Raw genomic sequence first — 19,430 nt, 5'->3', positions numbered from 1 at the left:
GTAGATGTACATGACGAAAGTCGGAGTTCTCGGAGCCCACGGCAGGGTCGGCACCGCCGTCGTCGCCGCCGTGGAGAAGACGGACGGTCTCGAGCTGTCTGCGGCCCTCGACCACAGGGATGACCTCGCGGCTCTGGTCGACAGCGGCACCGAGGTTGTCGTCGACTTCACCGTTCCGGACGCCGTCATGGACAACCTGGAGTTCTGTGTCGCGAACGGTATCCACGCGGTCGTCGGGACCACGGGCTGGACGCCGGAACGCTATGACACGGTCCGGGAGTGGCTGGAAGACTCACCCGCGACCGGAGTCCTGGTCGCGCCGAACTTCGCCATCTCCGCGGTGCTCACGATGAAACTCGCCGAGATCGCCGCGCCGTACTTCGATTCCGCCGAGGTCATCGAACTACACCATCCCAACAAGAAGGACGCGCCCTCGGGGACCGCGGTGCACACCGCGGAGGGCGTGGCACGCGCTCGGCGTGCGGCAGGGCTGGGCGCCCAGCCGGACGCCACCGACCAGTCACTGGACGGGGCCCGCGGCGCCGATGTCGACGGTGTTCCGGTTCATGCGGTACGTATGACCGGTATGGTCGCTCATGAGCAGGTCATCCTGGGTGCCGCCGGACAGACCCTGACCATCAAGCAGGATTCCTACGACCGGGAGTCTTTCGTTCCCGGCGTGCTGCTGGGCGTCGACAAGATCGCGTCGAATCCGGGGCTGACCGTCGGTCTGGAGAAGTTCCTCGGTCTCGACTCTCTCGGTAGTCCCGCCGAGTAGGTCGCGCCACCCTCTCCAGACACCTTCGACCGACAGGGAAGCGTACACAGGCGATGCCCACCACCTCCGAGTTCTCCGCCAGGCTTGTTTCACAGACGACGTTCCTGCCTCCAGAGGATGTGCCCTGGGAGCCCTCGGAGACGGGCGGAGACGCCTCGAACCTCGTCGAGTTCGCCGGTCGCGCGTGCTACGAGACGTGGGACCGTCCCAACCCGCATACCGCGGAGAATGACGCCTACATCCGGCACATCCTTGATGTCGGTCACCTGAGTCTGCTGGAACATGCCTCGGCCGGGGTGTACCTTCGCGGTGTCTCGCGGTCGTGCGCGCACGAGATCATGCGGCACCGTCACTTCTCCTTCAGCCAGCTGTCACAGCGCTACGTGCCGCCGGGGCAGTCGGAGGTCGTGGTCCCCGACACGATCGCCGCCGACCCTGAGATCGCCGACCTGCTTCTCCACGCCACCGACGTCGCACGGGACGCCTACGAGGAACTGCTGGAGGCACTTGAAGCCCGCTCCACTACGGAAACCAACTCCGTGCTGCGGGCCAAGCAGGCCCGTCAGGCCGCCCGTGCGGTCCTTCCCAATGCCACTGAGACCCGTTTCGTGATGACGGGGAACATGCGTTCATGGCGTCATTTCATCGGGATGCGTGCCGCGGAGCACGCCGACCCGGAGATCCGGCGCGTCGCCGTGGCATGTCTCGGCCTGCTGCGCGGGGTCAGTCCGGCGATCTTCGATGACTTCACGGTCACTGAACTGCGTGACGGCACGATGATGGCGACCAGCCCATACGTCGCCGACATCTGACGACTCCGGCGCGTCGCGGGGGTCCTGGTACACATCGGGGGCCGTGGGCGGTAACCTATGCTGACATGAGCACAGGTATGACAGCGACAAGAGGAGCCGAGTTCTTCGGCACGGTCTCTGTGGCGATGGTGACGCCCTTCGCGAAGGACGGCAGCATCGACCTGGACGCCGGTGTATCCCTGGCGGGACACCTGGTGGACCAGGGTTGTGACGCTCTTGTTCTGAGCGGCACCACGGGTGAGTCACCCACGGTCCGCCCCTCGGAGAAGATCGACCTGCTCAAGGCGGTCCGCGCTGAGCTCGGTGACCGGGTGAAACTCGTCGCCGGCAGCGGTACCTACAGCACCGCGGATTCCGTGGAGCTGTCGAAGGCATCGGCAGCTGCCGGTGCGGACGGCCTGCTCGTGGTCACCCCCTACTACTCCCGACCGAGTCAGGAGGGGCTCTACCAGCATTTCACCGCTGTAGCGGATGCGGTAGACACCCCGATCTGCCTCTACGACATTCCGTCCCGGTCCGTGGTCCCGATCGAGTCCGACACGCTTCGTCGGCTCGCCGACCATCCGAACATCCAGGCGGTCAAGGACGCCAAGGGCGATTTTCCTGCAGCGATGCAGTTGCTGGAGGAGACGGAACTGGCGTGGTATTCAGGGGATGACCCGTTGAATGTGCCGTGGCTCGCTGTCGGCGCAACCGGCATGATTTCCGTTATCGGACATGTCGCTGCCCCGCAGCTGCGCGCACTCCGCGACGCCGTCGACGCCGGTGACATCACCGGCGCCCGGTCGATCGCCAACCGCCTGATCCCACTGACCCGCGCCCAGGCCCGGCTCGGTGGGGTGGCATTCGCCAAGGCGGCACTCACACTTCATGGAATTGAGGTGGGCGCACCGCGCCTGCCCATCATCGAACCCACGTCGGCGGACATCGACCGACTGGCAGAGGACCTGCGGAACGCAGGGGTATAAGGACACTATGACTGAGAACCGTTCCCGGGCACGCAAGGTGACCCGGAAGGCCGCTCCGCCGAGCGCTGACACCAGCGCTGCGGACGTGACCGCCACTTTCAATGACGGCGGACAGGCCACCAACTCCGCACCGGAGACGAACAGCAATGCCGGTGACACCGACGGCGCGTCCGACTCCGGTCCTTCGACGTCCTCCAACGCGGACGCAAACTCCGGCAACAACTCCGGCGGTGGAAACCGGTCCCGGTCACGCCGGTCCAGGGGCCGCGGTAACGGCGGCGGAAACAACGCCAACAACGGTGGTAACAACCAGGGCGGTAACAACCGCAACCGCGGAGGCCGTAACCAGGGCAACCAGAGCAATCAGGGCGGCGGCAACCGTAACCGGGGTAACCGGAACAACCAGGGTGGCGACCGTCGTCGCAACGCCGTACAGACGATGCAGGGCGCCGACCTGACCCAGCGGCTGCCCAAGCCGCCGAAGGCCCCGAAGGACGGCCTGCGCATCATCGCGCTCGGCGGTATCTCCGAGATCGGCCGCAACATGACGGTCTTCGAGTACCACAACCGCATCATCATCATTGACTGCGGTGTGCTCTTCCCCTCGTCGGGGGAGCCGGGCGTGGACCTGATCCTGCCGGACTTCTCGTACCTCGACGACAAGTGGGACCGGGTGGAGGCACTCGTGGTCACCCACGGCCACGAGGACCACATCGGCGCCATCCCGTGGCTGTTGAAGCAGCGTGCGGACATCCCGATCATCGGCTCGCGGTTCACCTGTGCGCTGATCGCCGCGAAGTGCCAGGAGCACCGGCTACGTCCGAAGCTCATCGAGGTCGACGACACCTCCCACGAGAGCCGCGGTCCCTTCGACCTCCGTTTCTTCAACGTCGGTCACTCGATCCCGGAGTGCCTCGGCATCGCGTTGAAGACCGGTGCCGGACTGCTCGTCCACACCGGTGACGTGAAGCTCGACCAGACGCCCGCGGACGGGCGTCCGACGGACCTCCCGGCCCTGTCCAGGTTCGGTGACGAAGGCATCGACCTGTTCCTCTGCGATTCGACCAACGCCACGACACCGGGTGTCTCGCCGTCGGAAGCGGCCATCGGGCCGAACCTCCGGCGCATCGTCACCGAGGCGAAGCAGCGCGTGATCATCGCGTCGTTCGCCTCCAACGTCGCTCGTGTGCAGATGGCTGTCGACGCGGCCGTGGCCGCCGGACGCAAGGTCGCGTTCAACGGTCGGTCAATGATCCGCAACATGGAGATCGCCGAGCGGCTCGGGCTGCTGACCGCGCCGCGAGGCACCATTGTCTCGATGGACGAGGCCAGCCGTATGGCCCCGCACAAGGTCGTGCTGATCACCACCGGGACCCAGGGTGAGCCGATGGCCGCCCTGTCCCGTATGGCGCGTCGTGAGCACCGCCAGATCACCGTGCGCCCGGGCGACCTGATCGTCCTGTCCTCCTCGCTGGTCCCCGGCAACGAAGAAGCCGTTTTCGGGGTCATCAACATGCTCTCGCAGATCGGCGCAGAGGTCATCACCGGCAAGGATGCCATGGTGCACACCTCGGGTCACGGCTACTCCGGCGAGCTGTTGTTCCTGTACAACGCCGCACGCCCGCGCAACGCCATGCCGGTGCACGGCGAGTGGCGGCACCTGCGTGCCAACCGCGAACTGGCGGTCTCCACCGGTGTGGCACGTGACCACACCGTCCTGGCGCAGAACGGTGTCGTCGTCGACCTCGTGAACGGTCAGGCTTCGGTCGTGGGGCAGATTCCGGTCGGTAACCTCTACGTCGACGGCGTCACCATGGGCGACGTGGGAGCTGAGGAGCTCGAGGACCGGACCGCGATGTCGGAGGGTGGCCTGATCTCGGTGACCGTGGTCATCGACAACCGCACCGGGCGGCCGCTGGAGGACCCGCAGGTTCAGGCCCGCGGCTTCTCGGACGCGTCCAAGGACATGATGCGTCAGGTCGCTGAACTTGTCGACAACGTCATGCTGGACCTCTCCGGCCAGGGCGAGAACGACCCCTACCGGATGGCGCAGACACTGCGCCGGAAGGTAGGCAAGTTCGTCAAGGACAAGTGGAAGCGTGAGCCCTTCATCGTTCCGACGGTTGTGCCGATGACGAGCGAGATCGTCGAGGAGCTCGACCCCGAGGACCACGTCCCCTCCCTGTAGTCACCCGCCTCGGACGACAACGGTCCGTCAGCAGCCCGCGTAGCATCGGGAGACATGACAGTCTCCCATGATGAACGCCAGGCGCTGGCGGACCTTCTGTTGTCCCTGGGCCCCGACCGGCCCACGCTGTGTGAGGGGTGGATGACCCGCGACATGGCGGTCCACCTCGTCCTGCGAGAGTACCGTCCGGACGCGATGGCCGGTATGTTCCTGCCGCCGTTGGCGGGGCACCTGGCGTCGTTGAGCCGGCAGTACGAAAGCCGGGACTTCGAGGAGCTGGTGGAGCTCTACCGTGCAGGACCGCCGGTGTGGAACCCGATGCGCCTCGGCGACCGGTTCATCAACCTCGGGGAGAACTTCGTCCACCATGAGGATGTGCGTCGAGGGGGAGGGGAGTGGTCGCCCCGCGACCTGCCCCGAGAGACCAGGGACACACTGTGGGGAGCGGTCAGGCAGATCTCCCGCGGCCTGATCCGGGGCTCTGGTGTCGCGGTGACTCTGGTGCGTACCGATGGGGCGGGTGAGTCCGTGAGAGTAGGGAACGGCTCACAGGAGGTCACCGTGACGGGTGAAACGGGCGAGTTGTTGCTGTGGATTTACGGGAGAATCAAGGCCTGTGCCGTGACTGTGGTCGGAGATGAGGATGCCGTCCGCCGGATCAGTCTCTGAGTGATGGTGTTATGAGTGTCACCGGAGTGACGCGTGTTGCGACTGTTAAAGGTGGTGTTCTCGGGCTAAACTGGCGCGCATGTCAACGACCAGTCGTACGCGTACCTCTCCCGGGTCCTCCTCCCGGCGCTCCACTGGGCGATCATCCCGTCCGTCAGCGGGCTCGTCGACGAAAGCATCGTCAGCCACGGTCCGCACGCGACGGACGCCGTCATACGACACCGCCGACTTCGAACGGACCGGCGGTGCCTTCGGTGCGGTCGGCTCGTCGGTCGGTTCGATGGTGGGGGGAATGTCCCGTGGCCTCGGCGGTCTCGCGCGGAAGCTTTCGGTGAAGGTTCCGGACGTGCCAGACACCAGCGTGGGGCAGGACGACGCGCCCGACGAGTTGCCGACCACCGTGCTGGACCGTGCCAGTGCCTCGAAGAAGAAGAAAGCGGCCCGTACCCGGTCGAAAGGAGCGGATGACGACGTGGAGGCACAGGCCACCCCGGATGATGCTGAACAGCTGCCGGAACACGACGACAGTCAGGGGAGCCGGATTCGTGTCGGTGGTCATTCCGACGGTGCCGCCCTGGGGGCTCTCGCGCTGGCGCTGATCATCGCGGGCACCTCGTGGTTCGGCGTCGGTGGCGCGGTGGGAAGCGGCATCGACTTCGTGCTGACCTACCTCATCGGCGCGGCGGCATTGCTCGTCCCGGTCGTGCTCGCAGCGACGTCGTGGGTGCTCATGGTGGGTGTCGACACCACGCAGCGTTCGCGGCTGCGTCTCGGTGTCGGTATCGGCATCATCGTGCTCGCCGTCCTCGGGACGATTCACATCCTCGCCGGGCAACCGTCGGAGATCGAGGGACGGGCGTCCGCCGGCGGGATCGTCGGACAGTTCGTGGGTACGCCCATGGCCGTCGGGTTCAGTGAGTACGTTGCCGTCCCGCTGTTACTGATGGTGATCGTCTACGGCGCTCTCCAGCTGACGGGCATGACGGTCCGGCAACTGGTCGGCTCGCTTGCCGGCTGGTTGGGGTACCGTGCACGCGGCCGTCGCGGCAGCTACGACTCCTATGATTCCTACAACGAGTCCGACGACGAGTACGACGAGTACGCGTCCGTGGACCGTGAGTTGGACGATGCTGTGAGGCAGGACCGTGCACCGCGGGCGACGTCGCGTGACCGTCGCAGCCCGTCCGCCGACGCTCAGTACCGACCGAGATCCCGCCCCCGGCCGTCGCGCGCAGCGACGCCCATGGACAACTACCCCGTGGATCCGGAGGCTGACGATCAGGCGACCCTCGTCTTCCGCGGCGAGGCGTCCCCGGCTCCTGTCGAGGACGATCTCGAGGCGCCGACAGTGGACGACCCGGCGTCCGCGGACACCGGGCGGGCACCGGTGGCACGTCCGTCCCGGTCAGCCCGGACAGCCCGGCGAACTGCCGAGACGACGTCGACCATCGACGACGACCTGCTCGCCTCGCCGGTCACGTCCACGGCAATCCCGGGTGACGAGGAAGCGACGCAGACCGAGCACACCGCTCCGGCACCGTCGGCCCCCGCGGTTCCGGCGGAGCGGCCGACGTCCGGTGCACAGTCGGCCGCCGACGAACGGGAGGAGACCAGGCGACGCATCCTGGCACGTTCGGGTGCCGACGTCGCTGCGTCGTCCGCCACCAGTCCCGGTGCCGTGACGGACCGCGCCAGCGAGGACGTCGAGCGTGCCCCGGACGTCACCTCCGCAGAGTACCTCCTGCCGTCCACGGAGCTGCTCGTTCCGGGAGAGACGGCGAAGACCCACAGCGCCGCCAATGACCGCATGATCGAGGCAATCACCGACGTCTTCGAGGAGTTCAAGATCGACGCCCAGGTCACCGGATTCTCCCGGGGTCCGACGGTGACGCGCTACGAGATCGAACTCGGACCAGGGGTGAAGGTCTCCAAGATCACCAACCTCCAGTCGAACCTGGCGTACGCTGCAGCGACGGACAACGTCCGGCTGCTCACCCCGATCCCCGGCAAGTCCGCTGTGGGTATCGAGGTGCCGAACTCCGACCGCGAGATGGTGCGTCTCGGTGACGTGCTCACCGCCCAGAATGTGAGCGCTGACCCTGACCCGATGCTCATCGGACTGGGTAAGGACATCGAGGGCACATTCGTGGCCCACTCGATCCAGAAGATGCCGCACCTGCTGGTCGCGGGCTCGACCGGTTCGGGTAAGTCCGCGTTCGTGAACTCCCTCCTGGTGTCGTTGCTGACCCGCGCGACCCCGGAGGAGGTGCGCCTGATCCTCATCGACCCGAAGATGGTCGAGTTGACCCCCTACGAGGGGATCCCCCACCTGGTCACGCCGATCATTACCCAGCCGAAGAAGGCTGCTGCGGCACTGACCTGGCTGGTCGAGGAGATGGAGCAGCGGTACATGGACATGAAGTCCACCCGGGTGCGTCACATCAAGGACTTCAACCGCAAGGTGAAGTCCGGTGAGATCACCACTCCGGCCGGGTCCGAGCGGGAGTACCGTCCCTACCCGTACATCGTGTGCGTGGTCGACGAGCTGGCGGACCTGATGATGACGGCCCCGAAGGAGATCGAGGACGCGATCGTCCGGATCACCCAGAAGGCCCGCGCCGCAGGCATTCACCTCGTCCTGGCGACGCAGCGGCCCTCCGTCGACGTGGTCACGGGCCTGATCAAGACCAACGTCCCGTCCCGTCTGGCCTTCGCGACGTCCTCGCTGACTGACTCGCGCGTGATCCTCGACCAGGGTGGGGCGGAGAAGCTCATCGGCATGGGTGACGGACTCTTCATCCCGCAGGGTGCGGGTAAGCCGTTGCGGATGCAGGGCGCCTTCGTCACCGACGAGGAAGTCCAGGCCGTGGTCGACGCCGCCAAGGACCAGGCTGAGCCCGACTACACCGACGGTGTCACCGAGGACAAGGCCGCCGAGGCGAAGAAGGACATCGACCCGGACATCGGTAATGACCTTGAGGACCTGCTGCAGGCCGTCGAACTCGTCGTCACCAGTCAGTTCGGGTCCACCTCGATGCTGCAACGCAAACTGAGGATCGGATTTGCCAAGGCAGGACGGTTGATGGATCTCATGGAGACCCATGGTGTCGTGGGGCCGTCCGAAGGCTCCAAGGCCCGGGACGTGCTGGTGAAGCCGGACGAACTGGATACCATCATCTGGATGCTCAAGGGAGCTGACCCTGCCGAGGCGCCCAGGGAACTCCAGGGGGACGCAGTCGACGGTGGAGAATACGATGCACCCGCTGCGACCACGGGTGGGTACACCGGCCAGGACGGTGATCCCACCGGTGAGATCCCCGTGGTCGACGACGGGCAGACCAGAGTTGTCCGGGCAGATTCCTCTCACACGACGGGTGCTTTCTAGCATACTTCTGGTAGAATCCGGATCTGTCAGGAGGGGAGTACCCCGCCCGCGGCACTGATCGTCAACACGGCGACCGCCTTCGGTCCCCGGTCGTGCCGGCCACCACGAGTAGTTCGCGGTGGTGGGGGAGACCTCCGGTCCACCTAGCCGACCGGAGGTTTCGACCAGTCATGGAAGTCAACGCACTCACCTGGATCATCACCATTGCGGTGATCGCCGGGTTCTTCATCTTCGATTTCTACGCCCATGTGCGTACACCCCACGCACCATCCATCAAGGAGTCAGCCTGGTGGAGCCTGTTCTACGTCGGGCTGGCCTGCGCGTTCGGCGTCTTCCTCTGGTTCACCTGGGGTGAACCGGGGGACCCGCACGCACACGGTGTCGAGTTCTTCACCGGGTACGTGACCGAGAAGGCCTTGAGCGTGGACAACCTGTTCATCTTCGCGCTGATCATGGGCACGTTCAAGGTCCCCCGTGAATACCAGCAGAAGGTGCTGTTGATCGGCATCGCCCTGGCCCTGGTCTTCCGCGGCATCTTCATCGCTTTCGGTGCCGCAGCCATTGAAGCCTGGTCCGACGTGTTCTACATCTTCGGGATCTGGCTGCTGTGGACGGCCTACACCGTCGTCCGTGACGAACTGTCGGACAAACCCGCCCGCGACCCCAGTGACATGAAGCTGATCAAGGTCCTCAACAAGGCGGTCCCCGTCGCTGACGACTACAGCGGTGACAAGCTGCTGGTGCGCCGGCTGGGCAAGCGTGCGGTGACCCCTCTGCTGGTCTGTCTCGTCGCCATTGGGATGACGGACCTCATGTTCGCGCTCGACTCCATCCCGGCGATCTACGGCATCACCCAGGAGCCGTACATCGTCTTCACCACCAACGCTTTCGCGTTGCTGGGGTTGCGGCAGATGTACTTCCTGCTCGACGGACTCCTTGACCGGTTGGTGTACCTGCCCTACGGGCTGGGCATCATCCTGGCCTTCATCGGTGTGAAGCTCGTGCTGCATGCTCTGCACGAGAACGGTCTTCCCTTCATCAACGGAGGCGACCCGGTGCTCAACGCCCCGGAGGTTGAGACGGCGGTCTCCCTGATCGTCATCGTCGGTGTCCTGGCTGTGACCGTGGTCGCCAGCCTTGTGAAGTCGAAACGCGACGCGGCGAAAGAGTCTGCCGCAGCAGACTCCACCGTCGAGAGCGCCGCACGCGACTGACACCGGCTACCGCCGGTGCACCAACTTCCGCGTGTACTGGGTAGGATGTGAAACGTGCAAGAGACGCAGCACGAGATGCAGAACAGTGACGGCAACGACAACAGCGGCCACCACGGGGCACCGGTCGGTGCCGGCAGGTCGCAGTTCGGTCGCGCCGTCCACCGGTTCAACCTCCCGAATGTCCTGACCACAGTCCGGATCATCCTGATCCCGGTCTTCGTCTGGCTGCTGATCGCGGCCGGGCCACTGGCGGGGGACCGGGACCTCGACAGTGCGCTGCGCTGGTGGGCCCTGCTGTCCTTCTGTGTGCTCATGGCGACTGATCAGCTGGACGGCTTCCTGGCCCGCCGCTACGAGGTGATCACTGACTACGGGAAGCTCGCTGACCCGATCGCCGACAAGGCGTTGATGATCTCGGCGATGGTGTCGCTCAATATCCTGGGCGACCTCTGGTGGCCTGTCACCGTCGTCATCGTCTTCCGGGAGCTCGGCATCACGGTATGGCGGATGATCCTGGCGCGTAAGGGCAAAGTCGTTCCCGCGTCGAAGGGTGGAAAGCTCAAGACCGTCTTGCAGACGTTGGCCGTGGCGATGGTCATTGCACCGTTGCCGGACTGGACCAACTGGCTCACCTACCCGCTGATCGCCGTGGCGGTCCTGGTGACGGTGGTGACCGGCGTGCAGTACCTCCTGGATTCCCGGAACCGTTCCGATGCCTGAGCCGTCGGGCCCGTCCCTTCCCACCATTCTGGCGCGCAGGCTGGTGTCTTCCGCAACGTCGGCCGGGGTCACGGTGGCGACGGCAGAGTCGTTGACCGCCGGTGACATTGCGTCGACCATCGCGGGCGTCCCTGGCGCGTCTGCTGTGCTCCGTGGTGGTCTCGTCGTGTATGCGACGGACCTCAAGGCAACGCTCGCGGGCGTCGACGAGTCCTTGTTGTCGACCCGGGGCGCCGTCGACCCTGATGTGGCACGGGCTTTGGCCAGGGGAGCGGTACGCCGGTGCGGCGCCGATATCGGACTCGGTGTCACCGGTGTCGCCGGCCCGGACAGTCAGGACGGTCACCCCGTGGGTGAGGTCTACATCGCGGTGTGGTCCCCGTCGCGCCACGGGGAGGAGGCTATCGACCACGTGGTGTCCCTCGGCGACGTTGAGCTTGGCTCGTCCCGGCAGCCTGGTCAGGACCAGCGGGGCGCCATTCGTTCGGCGACGACCGCACGTGCACTGTCGCTGGCCGTCGACGCCGTCGACGCCCTGGATGCACTCGCTGCCGTCGAGGACGACGACTGAGGGTGTTCAGGGGCCCGTGACGCGGTTCCTACGACGTCGGCAGAGGCCGTGGACTAGACTCGGACGGGAACAAAAAGGGATCCCCAACCGTTGGAGACGGTGATGGCAAAGCACACTTCGGTACTCGAGAAAGAACGACCCGACGTCGACCTGGCGGGAGTTGACGCGGTCCCAACGACCCTCGCCGAACCGCTCCTGCGGGAGGCACTGGGCGCGACGCTCCGCGGGTTCCGGGAGGACTCCCACCGCACGCTCCGCGAGCTCGCAGTCGCCGCGAACGTGAGCCCGGGCTACCTGTCGGAACTGGAGCGTGGCCGCAAAGAGGTGTCCTCGGAACTGCTGGCCAGCGTCTGTATGGCGCTGGGGATCCGGGTGTCGCAGGTCATCATCGAGGCTGCAGCGATGATGGCGTTCGATGCCGCCGCAGCCGAACTCACCGCGGCAACACCGGTCGAGCCGGTGTCTGTGGCTTCCCACTGATATACTTTCCTGGTTCACAACAACCCTGCGACCGCCCCGCCCCGTCCGAAGGAGACGTTCAGACTCATGGCAAACCCGTTCTCTAAGGCCTGGAAGTACCTCATGGCGCTGTTCGACTCGAAGATCGAGGAGAACGCTGACCCCAAGGTGCAGATTGAACAGGCCATCCGCGAGGCGCAGAATCAGCACAGGCAGTTGTCGCAGCAGGCTGCCGCCGTCATCGGCAACCAGCGGCAGCTCGAGATGAAGCTGAACCGCCAGTTGGCGGAGATCGAGAAACTTCAGGCCAATACGAAGCAGGCACTGACGTTGTCCGACAAGGCGCGTTCTGAAGGGGACAACCAGAAAGCCGTCGAGTACGAGAATGCGGCTGAGGCTTTCGCCGCCCAGCTGGTGACGGCGGAGCAGTCCGTGGAGGACATGAAGCAGCTCCACGACCAGTCGCTCCAGCAGGCTGACCAGGCGAAGAAGGCCGTGGAGCGGAACTCGATGCAGCTCCAGCAGAAGGTGTCCGAGCGCACGAAGCTGTTGAGCCAGCTGGAGCAGGCGAAGATGCAGGAGAAGGTTGCGGAGTCGCTGCAGTCGATGGACCGCGCCGCCAGTGCAGATTCGCCGAACCTGGACCAGGTCCGCGAGAAGATCGAGCGGCGCTACTCCAATGCACTGGGACAGGCCGAGCTGGCCGAGAACTCCGTCCAGGGCCGCATGGCTGAGGTCGAGCAGGCGGGTGTGCAGATGGCCGGTCACTCGCGACTCGAGCAGTTGCGTGCCGAGATGGGCACGGGAAACGCCGGTCAGAATGCCGTGGCTGGCGGTAGCAATGCCCAACAGGCGATCAATCAGGCGCAGCCTCAGGCCCAGTCTGTCAACAATGATGCTGTCGCCCAGAAGATGCGGGAGCTTCGCGGCGAGTAGCGCGGGTTCAGATTTCGGAGCCTGAGGCAGTACCCGGGGTGGGGTAGTGTACGTCACATGGCGACACAGCGTGATCGTGGTTCCGGCACCGGCGGCGAGCGGTCCCTGCGTGCGACGACGGCAGACAGGGAGCGTGTCCTGACGGAGCTGTCTGACGCGACAGCCCGCGGACAGATCGACCTGGGGGAGTTCGACGAGCGTTCCGCAGCGGCGTGGAGTGCGCCGACCCGGACAGACCTCGCCGACCTTCTGGGCGATATCGTCGTTGACCCTATGGCGGTCGTACTCGGAGACGGGCATCGGGCACCTCTGCGGCGGGAGGATCGCCGGTCCACTGACCTGGCCCCTGTCCAGGCGCCCGCGAGCGTTAGCGGGTCGGCGGATGCTCGAATCACCGGTTCGCCGGGTTCTGCCTGGACCGTAGCAGTCCTGTCAGGGGCCGAAAAGAAGGGGGAATGGGCATGTGGGCGCTCGCACCGGGTGATGACCGTCATGGGTGGCGCTCTCGTCGATCTACGTGACGCAGTCTTTGAGGCGCCAGAAACAGTGATCACCGTGACTGCGGTTATGGGCGGGGTTCAGGTACTCGTACCGGAGGATGTGCGTGTTGTCGAGCACGGGGTCGGTCTGATGGGCGGTTTCGGCAGTGGGCGGGCGAGGTCAGTGACACGGAGTTCGCGCGACCTGCCGCCCGATGCTCCCGTGGTCCGGGTGCGCGGTGTTGCCGTGATGGGAGGCGTGGAAGTCAAGCGTGTGCCCCGCCGGAGGAAACAGCTCCCCGCGTCCTGACAAACGCGGATCTGGTTGTCCTCGGCCTTCGGCGGGTGGCGCTGACACGGGGTTCAGTCTGCTGCTCCGCGGGCCCGGAGAGCATCGGCGATCGCCCGGGCACGGAGAATCGTTCTCACGATGACAGGTACGCCGAAGGCGGTCAGCGACAGCCCGACCGAACGGTTTCCCCGGGCCTTCCGTGCGTCCAGGACCTCATTGACCGCCTGCACCTGCAACGGAATGAGTCTGATCGTCAGCGTGAGCGCCAGACTGACCTGTTCGACCGGCACTCCGACACGTGCACACGGGGCAAGGAGGCGGTCAAAGGTGTCCATCAGCTCAGAGACACGGGTCGTCAACGTGAGTGTGACTGCTCCTGCGACGGCGGCGAACAGGACCAGGACCATGGTGACGGCCTGACGGCCGTCGGCTCTCCACCAGAGCATGAGTCCGAGGAAGACCAGGAGCGGCAGGGCACCAGCTAGCTGACGCATCAACAGTCGGGGAGGAAGACGTCCTACGAGTACAGCTAGGGCGACGAATGCAACGCTGACGGCTCCGCCGACCCATGAATCGACGGCGACTGCAGACACGACCAGGAAGACGCTGAGTACGGCCAGCTTGATTCCGGGTCTGGTGCGGTGAAGCAGGGAGGTACCGGGATGGTAGACCCCGAGTGGTACACGTGAAGGGCTGATCATGGTGCACTGGCCTCGCTCATCCGTCGCACGTAGGCAGCTATGACCTCGTTCGGAGCCCCGTCGTCAATGACCCGGCCGTCCGCGACACATATCGTGCGTTCTGCGTCGGCGGCGAGCTCCAGATCGTGTGTGACCGTGATGACCTGTTGGGAGAGGGAGCCGAGGGTCTTCCGGAGCTGGTTGCGGTTGACCAGGTCGAGGAGACAGGAGGGTTCGTCTGCGACGATGACCTGTGGAGTGAGAGCCGTGATCGATGCCAGCGCCAGCATCTGCTTCTCACCTCCGGAGAGCAGGTGAGGTGACTGTTCCTCCTTGCCCGTCAGGCCTGCCATGGTCAACGATGCAGTGACCCGCTCCGCGACCTGATCGCGTGTCAGTCCAGCGCCGCGGAGTGAGAAGGCGACGTCTTCGGCGACGCTGGGCATGATGATCTGATTGTCCGGGTCGGAGAACAGAAAGCCGACCACCCCCCGCACCTTCCTCCCCCGGCGGCCGACGGGAATCCCGTTGACCTCGACGGAACCAGACGTTGCCGCCGTCAGCCCGTTGATCATCCGGATCAGAGTCGACTTACCTGATCCGTTCGCACCTATGATGCTGATGCGCTGTTCCGAGAGATCCAGATTGACCGGGTGCAGGATGGTCGTGCCGTCAACGGTGACCGACGCGTCACGGAAGCGAACAGTCACAGCGCCGCTCCTGCGTGCCGCGACGAGGGGAGGAGGTCGGGTACGGCACGGACGACGGCAGCGGCGATGATGGCGGCAACCAGCACCTTGACGATGTCGCCGGGAATGAACGGAGTGTTCGACATGAGTGCGCCGGTGAAGTCCATTCCGGTGCGGAACACGAGACCGACGCTGCCGCAGAGGTACTGCACGCAGACTCCGACGAGTCCCGCGACGACGAAAACGACGACGCGGCCGAGATGACGGCGTGGCGCATACTGTGCGACTAGCCCGATGACGACGGCGGAGACGATGTACCCGAGAACGTAGCCGACTGTGGGTCCTGCCACGGCAGCGAGAGCAGGTTTCCATCCGGCCATGTTCGGGACACCGACGAATCCGACGGCGATGAACAGCGCCACGGCAAGTCCACCACGCTTCCAACCGAGGATCATGGCTGTCAGCGCTACCCCCATATTCTGTAGGACGATCGGGACACCAAGTGCGCCGACGGGGATCGTCACGGCCCCGAGCACGATGATCAGCGCAGCAAAGGTCGCCATCAGGGCGATGTCCGCGGCGGGGGACCGGCGCGCGGACAACGTCCGGGGACGGGTCGATGAGTTCACCATGTGAAGAACTCTAGACCGAAACTTGTACGCCGTTCAAGATCGTTGTCCCCACGGCGCGTCTGTTAGCGTGGTGACCATGCGACGTACCGAGTTCGACCGACTTGTCCACGGAGAGTTCGGGGACTCTTTCGGTAGCTGGATTGCCGGGAGTCACGTCCTGGCGGGAATCGGGGCGACGCCGGGGGAGCTGATCGAACAAGGGCACGACCTCAGGGATGTGTGGCTGGCATTGTGCGATGACTTCGATGTTCCGCCAGAACGTCGCTTCGGTGAGGACATCTGACGACGCGGTCCGCGCGTCCGGCGCGTGCGATCTGTTATCGAACACAGGTTCGTGTATTGTCTGGTGTGTCCACTCGGCACGGTAGATGTATTCTTCGATGCCGACAGCCCCGTGGAGGGAACCTCCGGGGGCCCCGGAGAGTCTCTCTGCACTGAGGGAACAACGGCCGCTGCTTACCGGCAGTGTCGAGAACGAGAACGGAAATGAGGCACATGGCCACCAAGAAGAAGAGTACCTCCGGTAACGCCGGTGCTGACCGTCAGAAGGCACTTGATCTGGCGATGTCCCAGATCGAGAAGGACTTCGGCAAGGGTGCGGTGATGCGTCTGGGCGACGACAACCGTCCTCCGATCCAGGTCATCTCGTCGGGAAATATCGCGATCAACGTGGCACTGGGCCTCGGCGGTTTTCCCCGAGGCCGTGTCGTCGAGATCTACGGCCCGGAGTCCTCCGGTAAGACGACGGTGGCTCTGCACGCGATCGCCGAGGCACAGAAGGCCGGGGGAATCGCCGCCTTCGTCGACGCCGAGCATGCACTGGACCCGGATTACGCCAAGAAGCTGGGTGTCGACACCGATAACCTCCTGGTGTCACAGCCCGACACTGGTGAGCAGGCACTGGAGATCGCCGATATGCTCGTGCGCTCCGGTGCCATCGACATCATCGTGGTCGACTCGGTGGCGGCCCTGACCCCGAAGGCCGAGATCGACGGGGACATGGGTGACAGCCACGTGGGCCTGCAGGCACGTCTGATGAGTCAGGCGCTGCGTAAGATGACCGGCGCCCTCCACCAGACCGGCACCACCGCTATCTTCATCAACCAGCTCCGCGAGAAGATCGGTGTCATGTTCGGCTCCCCGGAGACCACCACCGGTGGTAAGGCGCTGAAGTTCTACGCCTCCGTGCGCTGTGATGTTCGACGGATTCAGACGCTGAAGGACGGGCAGGATGCGGTGGGTAACCGTACCAAGATGAAGATCGTGAAGAACAAGGTCTCCCCACCGTTCAAGATCGCCGAGTTCGACATCCTCTACGGAGAGGGCGTCTCACGGGAGGGGTCGATCATCGACCTCGGTGTCGACAACGGTCTGGTGAAGAAGTCCGGGTCCTGGTACACCTACAAGGGCGACCAGCTGGGGCAGGGCAAGGAAAAGGCACGCGAGTTCCTCAAGGGCAACCCTGACTTGTCGGCTGAGATCGAGGACAGCATCATGCGCACCCTCCAGGTGGGGCCGTATGCCGCCGGTAATTCAGCTGACACGGCAGCCACGGAGGACGAGGGAACCATGGATGTGCCCGGTATCGACGACCCCGACAATGTTCCGATCAGCGTGGTCCCCACCTTTGACGATGAGGACGACGACTAGGTCGGGCGGATCGAATGTCTCGGTCGGACGGCGACACTGCATCCACCATTGAGCAGCTTCAGGCTGCTATCGCCGCAGTCCAGCGCGGTGAGGGCACCGGTGACATCATCGACGAGCGGCTGGAGGAGCATCTTGCCCCGTTGAAGAATAAAGCGACCCGCCTCATCAGCCACCGGGACCGATCGGTGGAGGAACTTCGCCGACGGCTGTCCGATACCGTAGGTCCGGACGGCGAAACTGTTGATCCCGACCTGATTGAGCTGGTCATCGAACGGTGCATCGCCAACGGGATGCTCGATGACGTACGTTTCGCCCGTGAGTGGGTCCGGCAGCGGCAACAGAACCGACGGAAGTCCGTCTCCGTTCTACGACGCGAGCTCGTTGACAAGGGAGTGTCTGCTCACGTCATCGAAGGGGCGCTTGAACAGGTCGACGAAGATGACCAGGACGCCATCCTGCACGGGTTGATCACGAAGAAAGCGGGCACCGTGTCCGAGGTGCCCGCCGACCGACGAGAATACGACAAGGCCCTCCGTCGCATCGTGGGGGTAGCTGCGAGACGAGGCTTCCCCGAGGGGCGGAGCCTCGCGGTGGCCCGGGAAGCCCTCGAGCTCAGAATCGAAGAGCTCGGCGGCTGATCCAGGGTGTCGGGGAACTAGTCGGCCGTGGACCTGAGGTCCTTGTGCCCCTCGGCATGCCAGTCGACGTTCACGGTGTCCTTCGTGTCGATACCCTGATCTTTCTGGTGGGGGACCTTCGCGGCGATATTCCGGCGGGCACGACCGGCGCGCAACTGCTGTTCGATACGTTCAGCCAGCTTGGAGAGACCGAAGTTGATCAGGATCATGATCGCCGCGGTGACCAGCAGTGCAGGAAGCATCGCTCCGTAGAATTCACCGAGCTGGCGTCCGGAACGGACGACTTCCACGAATCCGATCATGTAACCCAGCGCAGAATCCTTCAGCGCGATGACCATCTGCGAGACGATAGCCGGCAGCATGGCTGCAACCGCCTGGGGCAGAAGAATCTTACGCATCGTCTGGCCCCAGGAGAGACCGAGCGCTGAGGCAGCCTCGGACTGGCCCTTCGGCAGAGACTCAATACCGGAGCGCAGGACCTCCGCAATTACCGAGCCGTTGTACATCGTCAACGCGAAAACCACTGCAGCGAAGCCCATCGTCGATGACGGGAACACCGCGTAAAGACCGAAGAGCGCGTAGGCGAACAGCATCAGCACCAGGACCGGGATAGCCCGGAAGAATTCCACGACGATACCGCAGATCCAGCGGACGGCACGGATGGTGGACAGACGTCCGATGCCCAGTACTGCTCCGATGAGCAGAGCCAGGATGATGGAGAATACGGCTGCGACAATCGTGTTGAGGAGGCCGGGAAGGATATAGGTTGTCCAGGTGGTGGAGTAGAAGAAGATCTCCCACTTGTCCTTGTCCAACTGACCACCGTCACCGAGTTTCCACAGCACAGAGGCCAGGATCAGTAGCAGGACAACGACCGTGGCCACGGTGAGGATACGGTTGAACCTCACGGCCTTGGGGCCGGGGGTGTCGTAGAGGACTGTTGCGCGTGTAGACATCAGCGCTTCACCGCCCAACGCTTGCCGGCCCAGCCGAACAGCAGTCCGGTAGGCAGGGTGAGGATGATGAATCCTGCTGCGATGATTGCGAAGATGACGAGCAGGTCACTGGCGTAGTTCTCCGTCATGGTCTTCATCAACAGGGAAGCTTCCCCCACACCGATGACTGAGGCGATCGTCGTATTCTTGATCAGGGCGATCAGAGTGTTGCCCAACGGGACGATCGCCCCACGGAAGGCCTGGGGCAACACGACGTAGCGGAAATTCTGTGTGAAGCTCAGACCCAGGGACCGGGCGGCCTCTGCCTGGCCGAAAGGCACGGTGTTGATTCCCGACCGGAGAGACTCCGCCACGAAGGTCGAGGTGTAGAGGATGAACGCCAGCACCGCGAGTCGGAAGTTCTGCTGTTCGATGAAGCTATCGCTGGAGTTCGACGCGAGCAACAGGTTCAGCTGGTAGTAGAGACCCAGCGCCATCAACAATGCTATGAGGGTCAGGGGGGTGTTGCGGACGGTGTTGATGTAGACGGTCGCGACGGTGCGCAGGATGCCGACGGGGCAGACGCGCATCGCCGTGAGGATCGTGCCGAGGATCAGCGCGCCGACGGCAGACCAGAGAGTGAGTTTGATGGTGACCCAGAACACCGGTAGCAGCTGCGGGCCCATTTCGGCCCAGAGATCGGGATTCATGTCGGGACCTCCTTCCTTTCAGTGG

The 19,430-nt window shown here is 64.6% G+C and carries 20 protein-coding genes; 15 read left to right on the top strand and 5 right to left on the bottom strand.

Annotated elements, in window-relative coordinates:
* Positions 1–10 precede the first annotated feature (10 nt).
* From dapB to BJF89_RS04760, 12 genes are all read left to right on the top strand, one after another.
* Positions 11–778 (top strand): 4-hydroxy-tetrahydrodipicolinate reductase, encoded by a 768-nt coding sequence (gene dapB, locus BJF89_RS04815; protein ID WP_075813334.1) that lies wholly within the window; start codon positions 11–13, stop codon positions 776–778.
* Between the two features lie 53 nt (positions 779–831).
* Positions 832–1,590 carry an FAD-dependent thymidylate synthase gene (gene thyX, locus BJF89_RS04810; protein WP_075812751.1) on the top strand — a complete coding sequence of 253 codons (759 nt, stop codon included), beginning with the start codon at positions 832–834 and terminating at the stop codon, positions 1,588–1,590.
* 65 nt (positions 1,591–1,655) lie between these two features.
* Entirely contained in the window at positions 1,656–2,558 is a 903-nt protein-coding gene (gene dapA / locus BJF89_RS04805; protein WP_075812749.1) for a 4-hydroxy-tetrahydrodipicolinate synthase, read from the top strand.
* Positions 2,559–2,565: 7 nt separating this feature from the next.
* Positions 2,566–4,746 carry a ribonuclease J gene (locus BJF89_RS04800; RefSeq protein WP_075812747.1) on the top strand — a complete coding sequence of 727 codons (2,181 nt, stop codon included), beginning with the start codon at positions 2,566–2,568 and terminating at the stop codon, positions 4,744–4,746.
* A gap of 54 nt (positions 4,747–4,800) precedes the next feature.
* Positions 4,801–5,415 carry a TIGR03085 family metal-binding protein gene (locus BJF89_RS04795; protein WP_075812745.1) on the top strand — a complete coding sequence of 205 codons (615 nt, stop codon included), beginning with the start codon at positions 4,801–4,803 and terminating at the stop codon, positions 5,413–5,415.
* 79 nt (positions 5,416–5,494) lie between these two features.
* A complete protein-coding gene (locus BJF89_RS04790) occupies positions 5,495–8,800 on the top strand; it encodes a DNA translocase FtsK (RefSeq protein WP_083650499.1) in 3,306 nt (1,101 codons plus the stop codon).
* A gap of 170 nt (positions 8,801–8,970) precedes the next feature.
* Positions 8,971–10,014, top strand: a complete 1,044-nt coding sequence (locus tag BJF89_RS04785) for a TerC family protein (protein WP_075812741.1) — start codon at positions 8,971–8,973, stop codon at positions 10,012–10,014.
* Between the two features lie 75 nt (positions 10,015–10,089).
* Positions 10,090–10,734, top strand: coding sequence for a CDP-diacylglycerol--glycerol-3-phosphate 3-phosphatidyltransferase (gene pgsA / locus BJF89_RS04780; RefSeq protein WP_075812739.1), 645 nt, complete (start codon positions 10,090–10,092; stop codon positions 10,732–10,734).
* Positions 10,727–11,305: a CinA family protein gene (locus BJF89_RS04775; RefSeq protein ID WP_075812737.1), complete on the top strand. Its 579-nt coding sequence runs from the start codon at positions 10,727–10,729 to the stop codon at positions 11,303–11,305. Before pgsA ends, BJF89_RS04775 begins: the two co-directional genes overlap by 8 nt.
* A 102-nt stretch (positions 11,306–11,407) precedes the next feature.
* Complete coding sequence (locus BJF89_RS04770; protein WP_075812735.1) at positions 11,408–11,785, top strand: helix-turn-helix domain-containing protein; 378 nt, start codon at positions 11,408–11,410, stop codon at positions 11,783–11,785.
* A gap of 66 nt (positions 11,786–11,851) precedes the next feature.
* Complete coding sequence (locus BJF89_RS04765; protein WP_075812733.1) at positions 11,852–12,700, top strand: PspA/IM30 family protein; 849 nt, start codon at positions 11,852–11,854, stop codon at positions 12,698–12,700.
* Between the two features lie 57 nt (positions 12,701–12,757).
* A complete protein-coding gene (locus tag BJF89_RS04760) occupies positions 12,758–13,489 on the top strand; it encodes a DUF1707 domain-containing protein (RefSeq protein ID WP_075812731.1) in 732 nt (243 codons plus the stop codon).
* Positions 13,490–13,542: 53 nt separating this feature from the next.
* Here the strand turns inward: BJF89_RS04760 and BJF89_RS04755 are convergent, their stop codons facing one another.
* Genes BJF89_RS04755 through BJF89_RS04745 form a run of 3 tightly spaced genes read right to left on the bottom strand, consistent with a single transcriptional unit; the run spans position 13,543 to position 15,472 of the window.
* Positions 13,543–14,172 carry an energy-coupling factor transporter transmembrane protein EcfT gene (locus BJF89_RS04755; RefSeq protein WP_075812729.1) on the bottom strand — a complete coding sequence of 210 codons (630 nt, stop codon included), beginning with the start codon at positions 14,170–14,172 and terminating at the stop codon, positions 13,543–13,545.
* A complete protein-coding gene (locus tag BJF89_RS04750; RefSeq protein WP_075812727.1) occupies positions 14,169–14,861 on the bottom strand; it encodes an energy-coupling factor ABC transporter ATP-binding protein in 693 nt (230 codons plus the stop codon). The genes BJF89_RS04755 and BJF89_RS04750 overlap by 4 nt, the downstream gene beginning before the upstream one ends.
* Positions 14,858–15,472, bottom strand: a complete 615-nt coding sequence (locus tag BJF89_RS04745; RefSeq protein ID WP_075812725.1) for a biotin transporter BioY — start codon at positions 15,470–15,472, stop codon at positions 14,858–14,860. Before BJF89_RS04745 ends, BJF89_RS04750 begins: the two co-directional genes overlap by 4 nt.
* Positions 15,473–15,548: 76 nt before the next feature.
* Between BJF89_RS04745 and BJF89_RS04740 the strand changes: the two genes are divergently transcribed.
* From BJF89_RS04740 to BJF89_RS04730, 3 genes are all read left to right on the top strand, one after another.
* Complete coding sequence (locus BJF89_RS04740; protein WP_075813332.1) at positions 15,549–15,755, top strand: DUF3046 domain-containing protein; 207 nt, start codon at positions 15,549–15,551, stop codon at positions 15,753–15,755.
* A gap of 212 nt (positions 15,756–15,967) precedes the next feature.
* Positions 15,968–17,122, top strand: a complete 1,155-nt coding sequence (gene recA, locus BJF89_RS04735; protein WP_075812723.1) for a recombinase RecA — start codon at positions 15,968–15,970, stop codon at positions 17,120–17,122.
* 14 nt (positions 17,123–17,136) lie between these two features.
* Entirely contained in the window at positions 17,137–17,760 is a 624-nt protein-coding gene (locus BJF89_RS04730; RefSeq protein ID WP_075812721.1) for a regulatory protein RecX, read from the top strand.
* Between the two features lie 17 nt (positions 17,761–17,777).
* Here the strand turns inward: BJF89_RS04730 and BJF89_RS04725 are convergent, their stop codons facing one another.
* Both BJF89_RS04725 and BJF89_RS04720 read right to left on the bottom strand, forming a co-directional pair.
* Complete coding sequence (locus tag BJF89_RS04725) at positions 17,778–18,716, bottom strand: amino acid ABC transporter permease (RefSeq protein ID WP_075812719.1); 939 nt, start codon at positions 18,714–18,716, stop codon at positions 17,778–17,780.
* Entirely contained in the window at positions 18,716–19,405 is a 690-nt protein-coding gene (locus BJF89_RS04720) for an amino acid ABC transporter permease (protein ID WP_075812717.1), read from the bottom strand. Before BJF89_RS04720 ends, BJF89_RS04725 begins: the two co-directional genes overlap by 1 nt.
* Positions 19,406–19,430: the final 25 nt, after the last annotated feature.

It is taken from the genome of Corynebacterium sp. CNJ-954, assembly GCF_001942345.1.
Classification (GTDB): domain Bacteria; phylum Actinomycetota; class Actinomycetes; order Mycobacteriales; family Mycobacteriaceae; genus Corynebacterium.
This window is presented reverse-complemented; position numbering and strand designations above follow the sequence as displayed.

Bases quoted from the DNA above. Each gene is read 5' to 3' on its own strand.
- dapB (WP_075813334.1), top strand. From the start codon at position 11: ATGACGAAAGTCGGAGTTCTCGGAGCCCACGGCAGGGTCGGCACCGCC.
- thyX (WP_075812751.1), top strand. From the start codon at position 832: ATGCCCACCACCTCCGAGTTCTCCGCCAGGCTTGTTTCACAGACGACG.
- dapA (WP_075812749.1), top strand. From the start codon at position 1,656: ATGAGCACAGGTATGACAGCGACAAGAGGAGCCGAGTTCTTCGGCACG.
- BJF89_RS04800 (WP_075812747.1), top strand. From the start codon at position 2,566: ATGACTGAGAACCGTTCCCGGGCACGCAAGGTGACCCGGAAGGCCGCT.
- BJF89_RS04795 (WP_075812745.1), top strand. From the start codon at position 4,801: ATGACAGTCTCCCATGATGAACGCCAGGCGCTGGCGGACCTTCTGTTG.
- BJF89_RS04790 (WP_083650499.1), top strand. From the start codon at position 5,495: ATGTCAACGACCAGTCGTACGCGTACCTCTCCCGGGTCCTCCTCCCGG.
- BJF89_RS04785 (WP_075812741.1), top strand. From the start codon at position 8,971: ATGGAAGTCAACGCACTCACCTGGATCATCACCATTGCGGTGATCGCC.
- pgsA (WP_075812739.1), top strand. From the start codon at position 10,090: ATGCAGAACAGTGACGGCAACGACAACAGCGGCCACCACGGGGCACCG.
- BJF89_RS04775 (WP_075812737.1), top strand. From the start codon at position 10,727: ATGCCTGAGCCGTCGGGCCCGTCCCTTCCCACCATTCTGGCGCGCAGG.
- BJF89_RS04770 (WP_075812735.1), top strand. From the start codon at position 11,408: ATGGCAAAGCACACTTCGGTACTCGAGAAAGAACGACCCGACGTCGAC.
- BJF89_RS04765 (WP_075812733.1), top strand. From the start codon at position 11,852: ATGGCAAACCCGTTCTCTAAGGCCTGGAAGTACCTCATGGCGCTGTTC.
- BJF89_RS04760 (WP_075812731.1), top strand. From the start codon at position 12,758: ATGGCGACACAGCGTGATCGTGGTTCCGGCACCGGCGGCGAGCGGTCC.
- BJF89_RS04755 (WP_075812729.1), bottom strand. From the start codon at position 14,172: ATGATCAGCCCTTCACGTGTACCACTCGGGGTCTACCATCCCGGTACC.
- BJF89_RS04745 (WP_075812725.1), bottom strand. From the start codon at position 15,472: ATGGTGAACTCATCGACCCGTCCCCGGACGTTGTCCGCGCGCCGGTCC.
- BJF89_RS04740 (WP_075813332.1), top strand. From the start codon at position 15,549: ATGCGACGTACCGAGTTCGACCGACTTGTCCACGGAGAGTTCGGGGAC.
- recA (WP_075812723.1), top strand. From the start codon at position 15,968: ATGGCCACCAAGAAGAAGAGTACCTCCGGTAACGCCGGTGCTGACCGT.
- BJF89_RS04730 (WP_075812721.1), top strand. From the start codon at position 17,137: ATGTCTCGGTCGGACGGCGACACTGCATCCACCATTGAGCAGCTTCAG.
- BJF89_RS04725 (WP_075812719.1), bottom strand. From the start codon at position 18,716: ATGTCTACACGCGCAACAGTCCTCTACGACACCCCCGGCCCCAAGGCC.
- BJF89_RS04720 (WP_075812717.1), bottom strand. From the start codon at position 19,405: ATGAATCCCGATCTCTGGGCCGAAATGGGCCCGCAGCTGCTACCGGTG.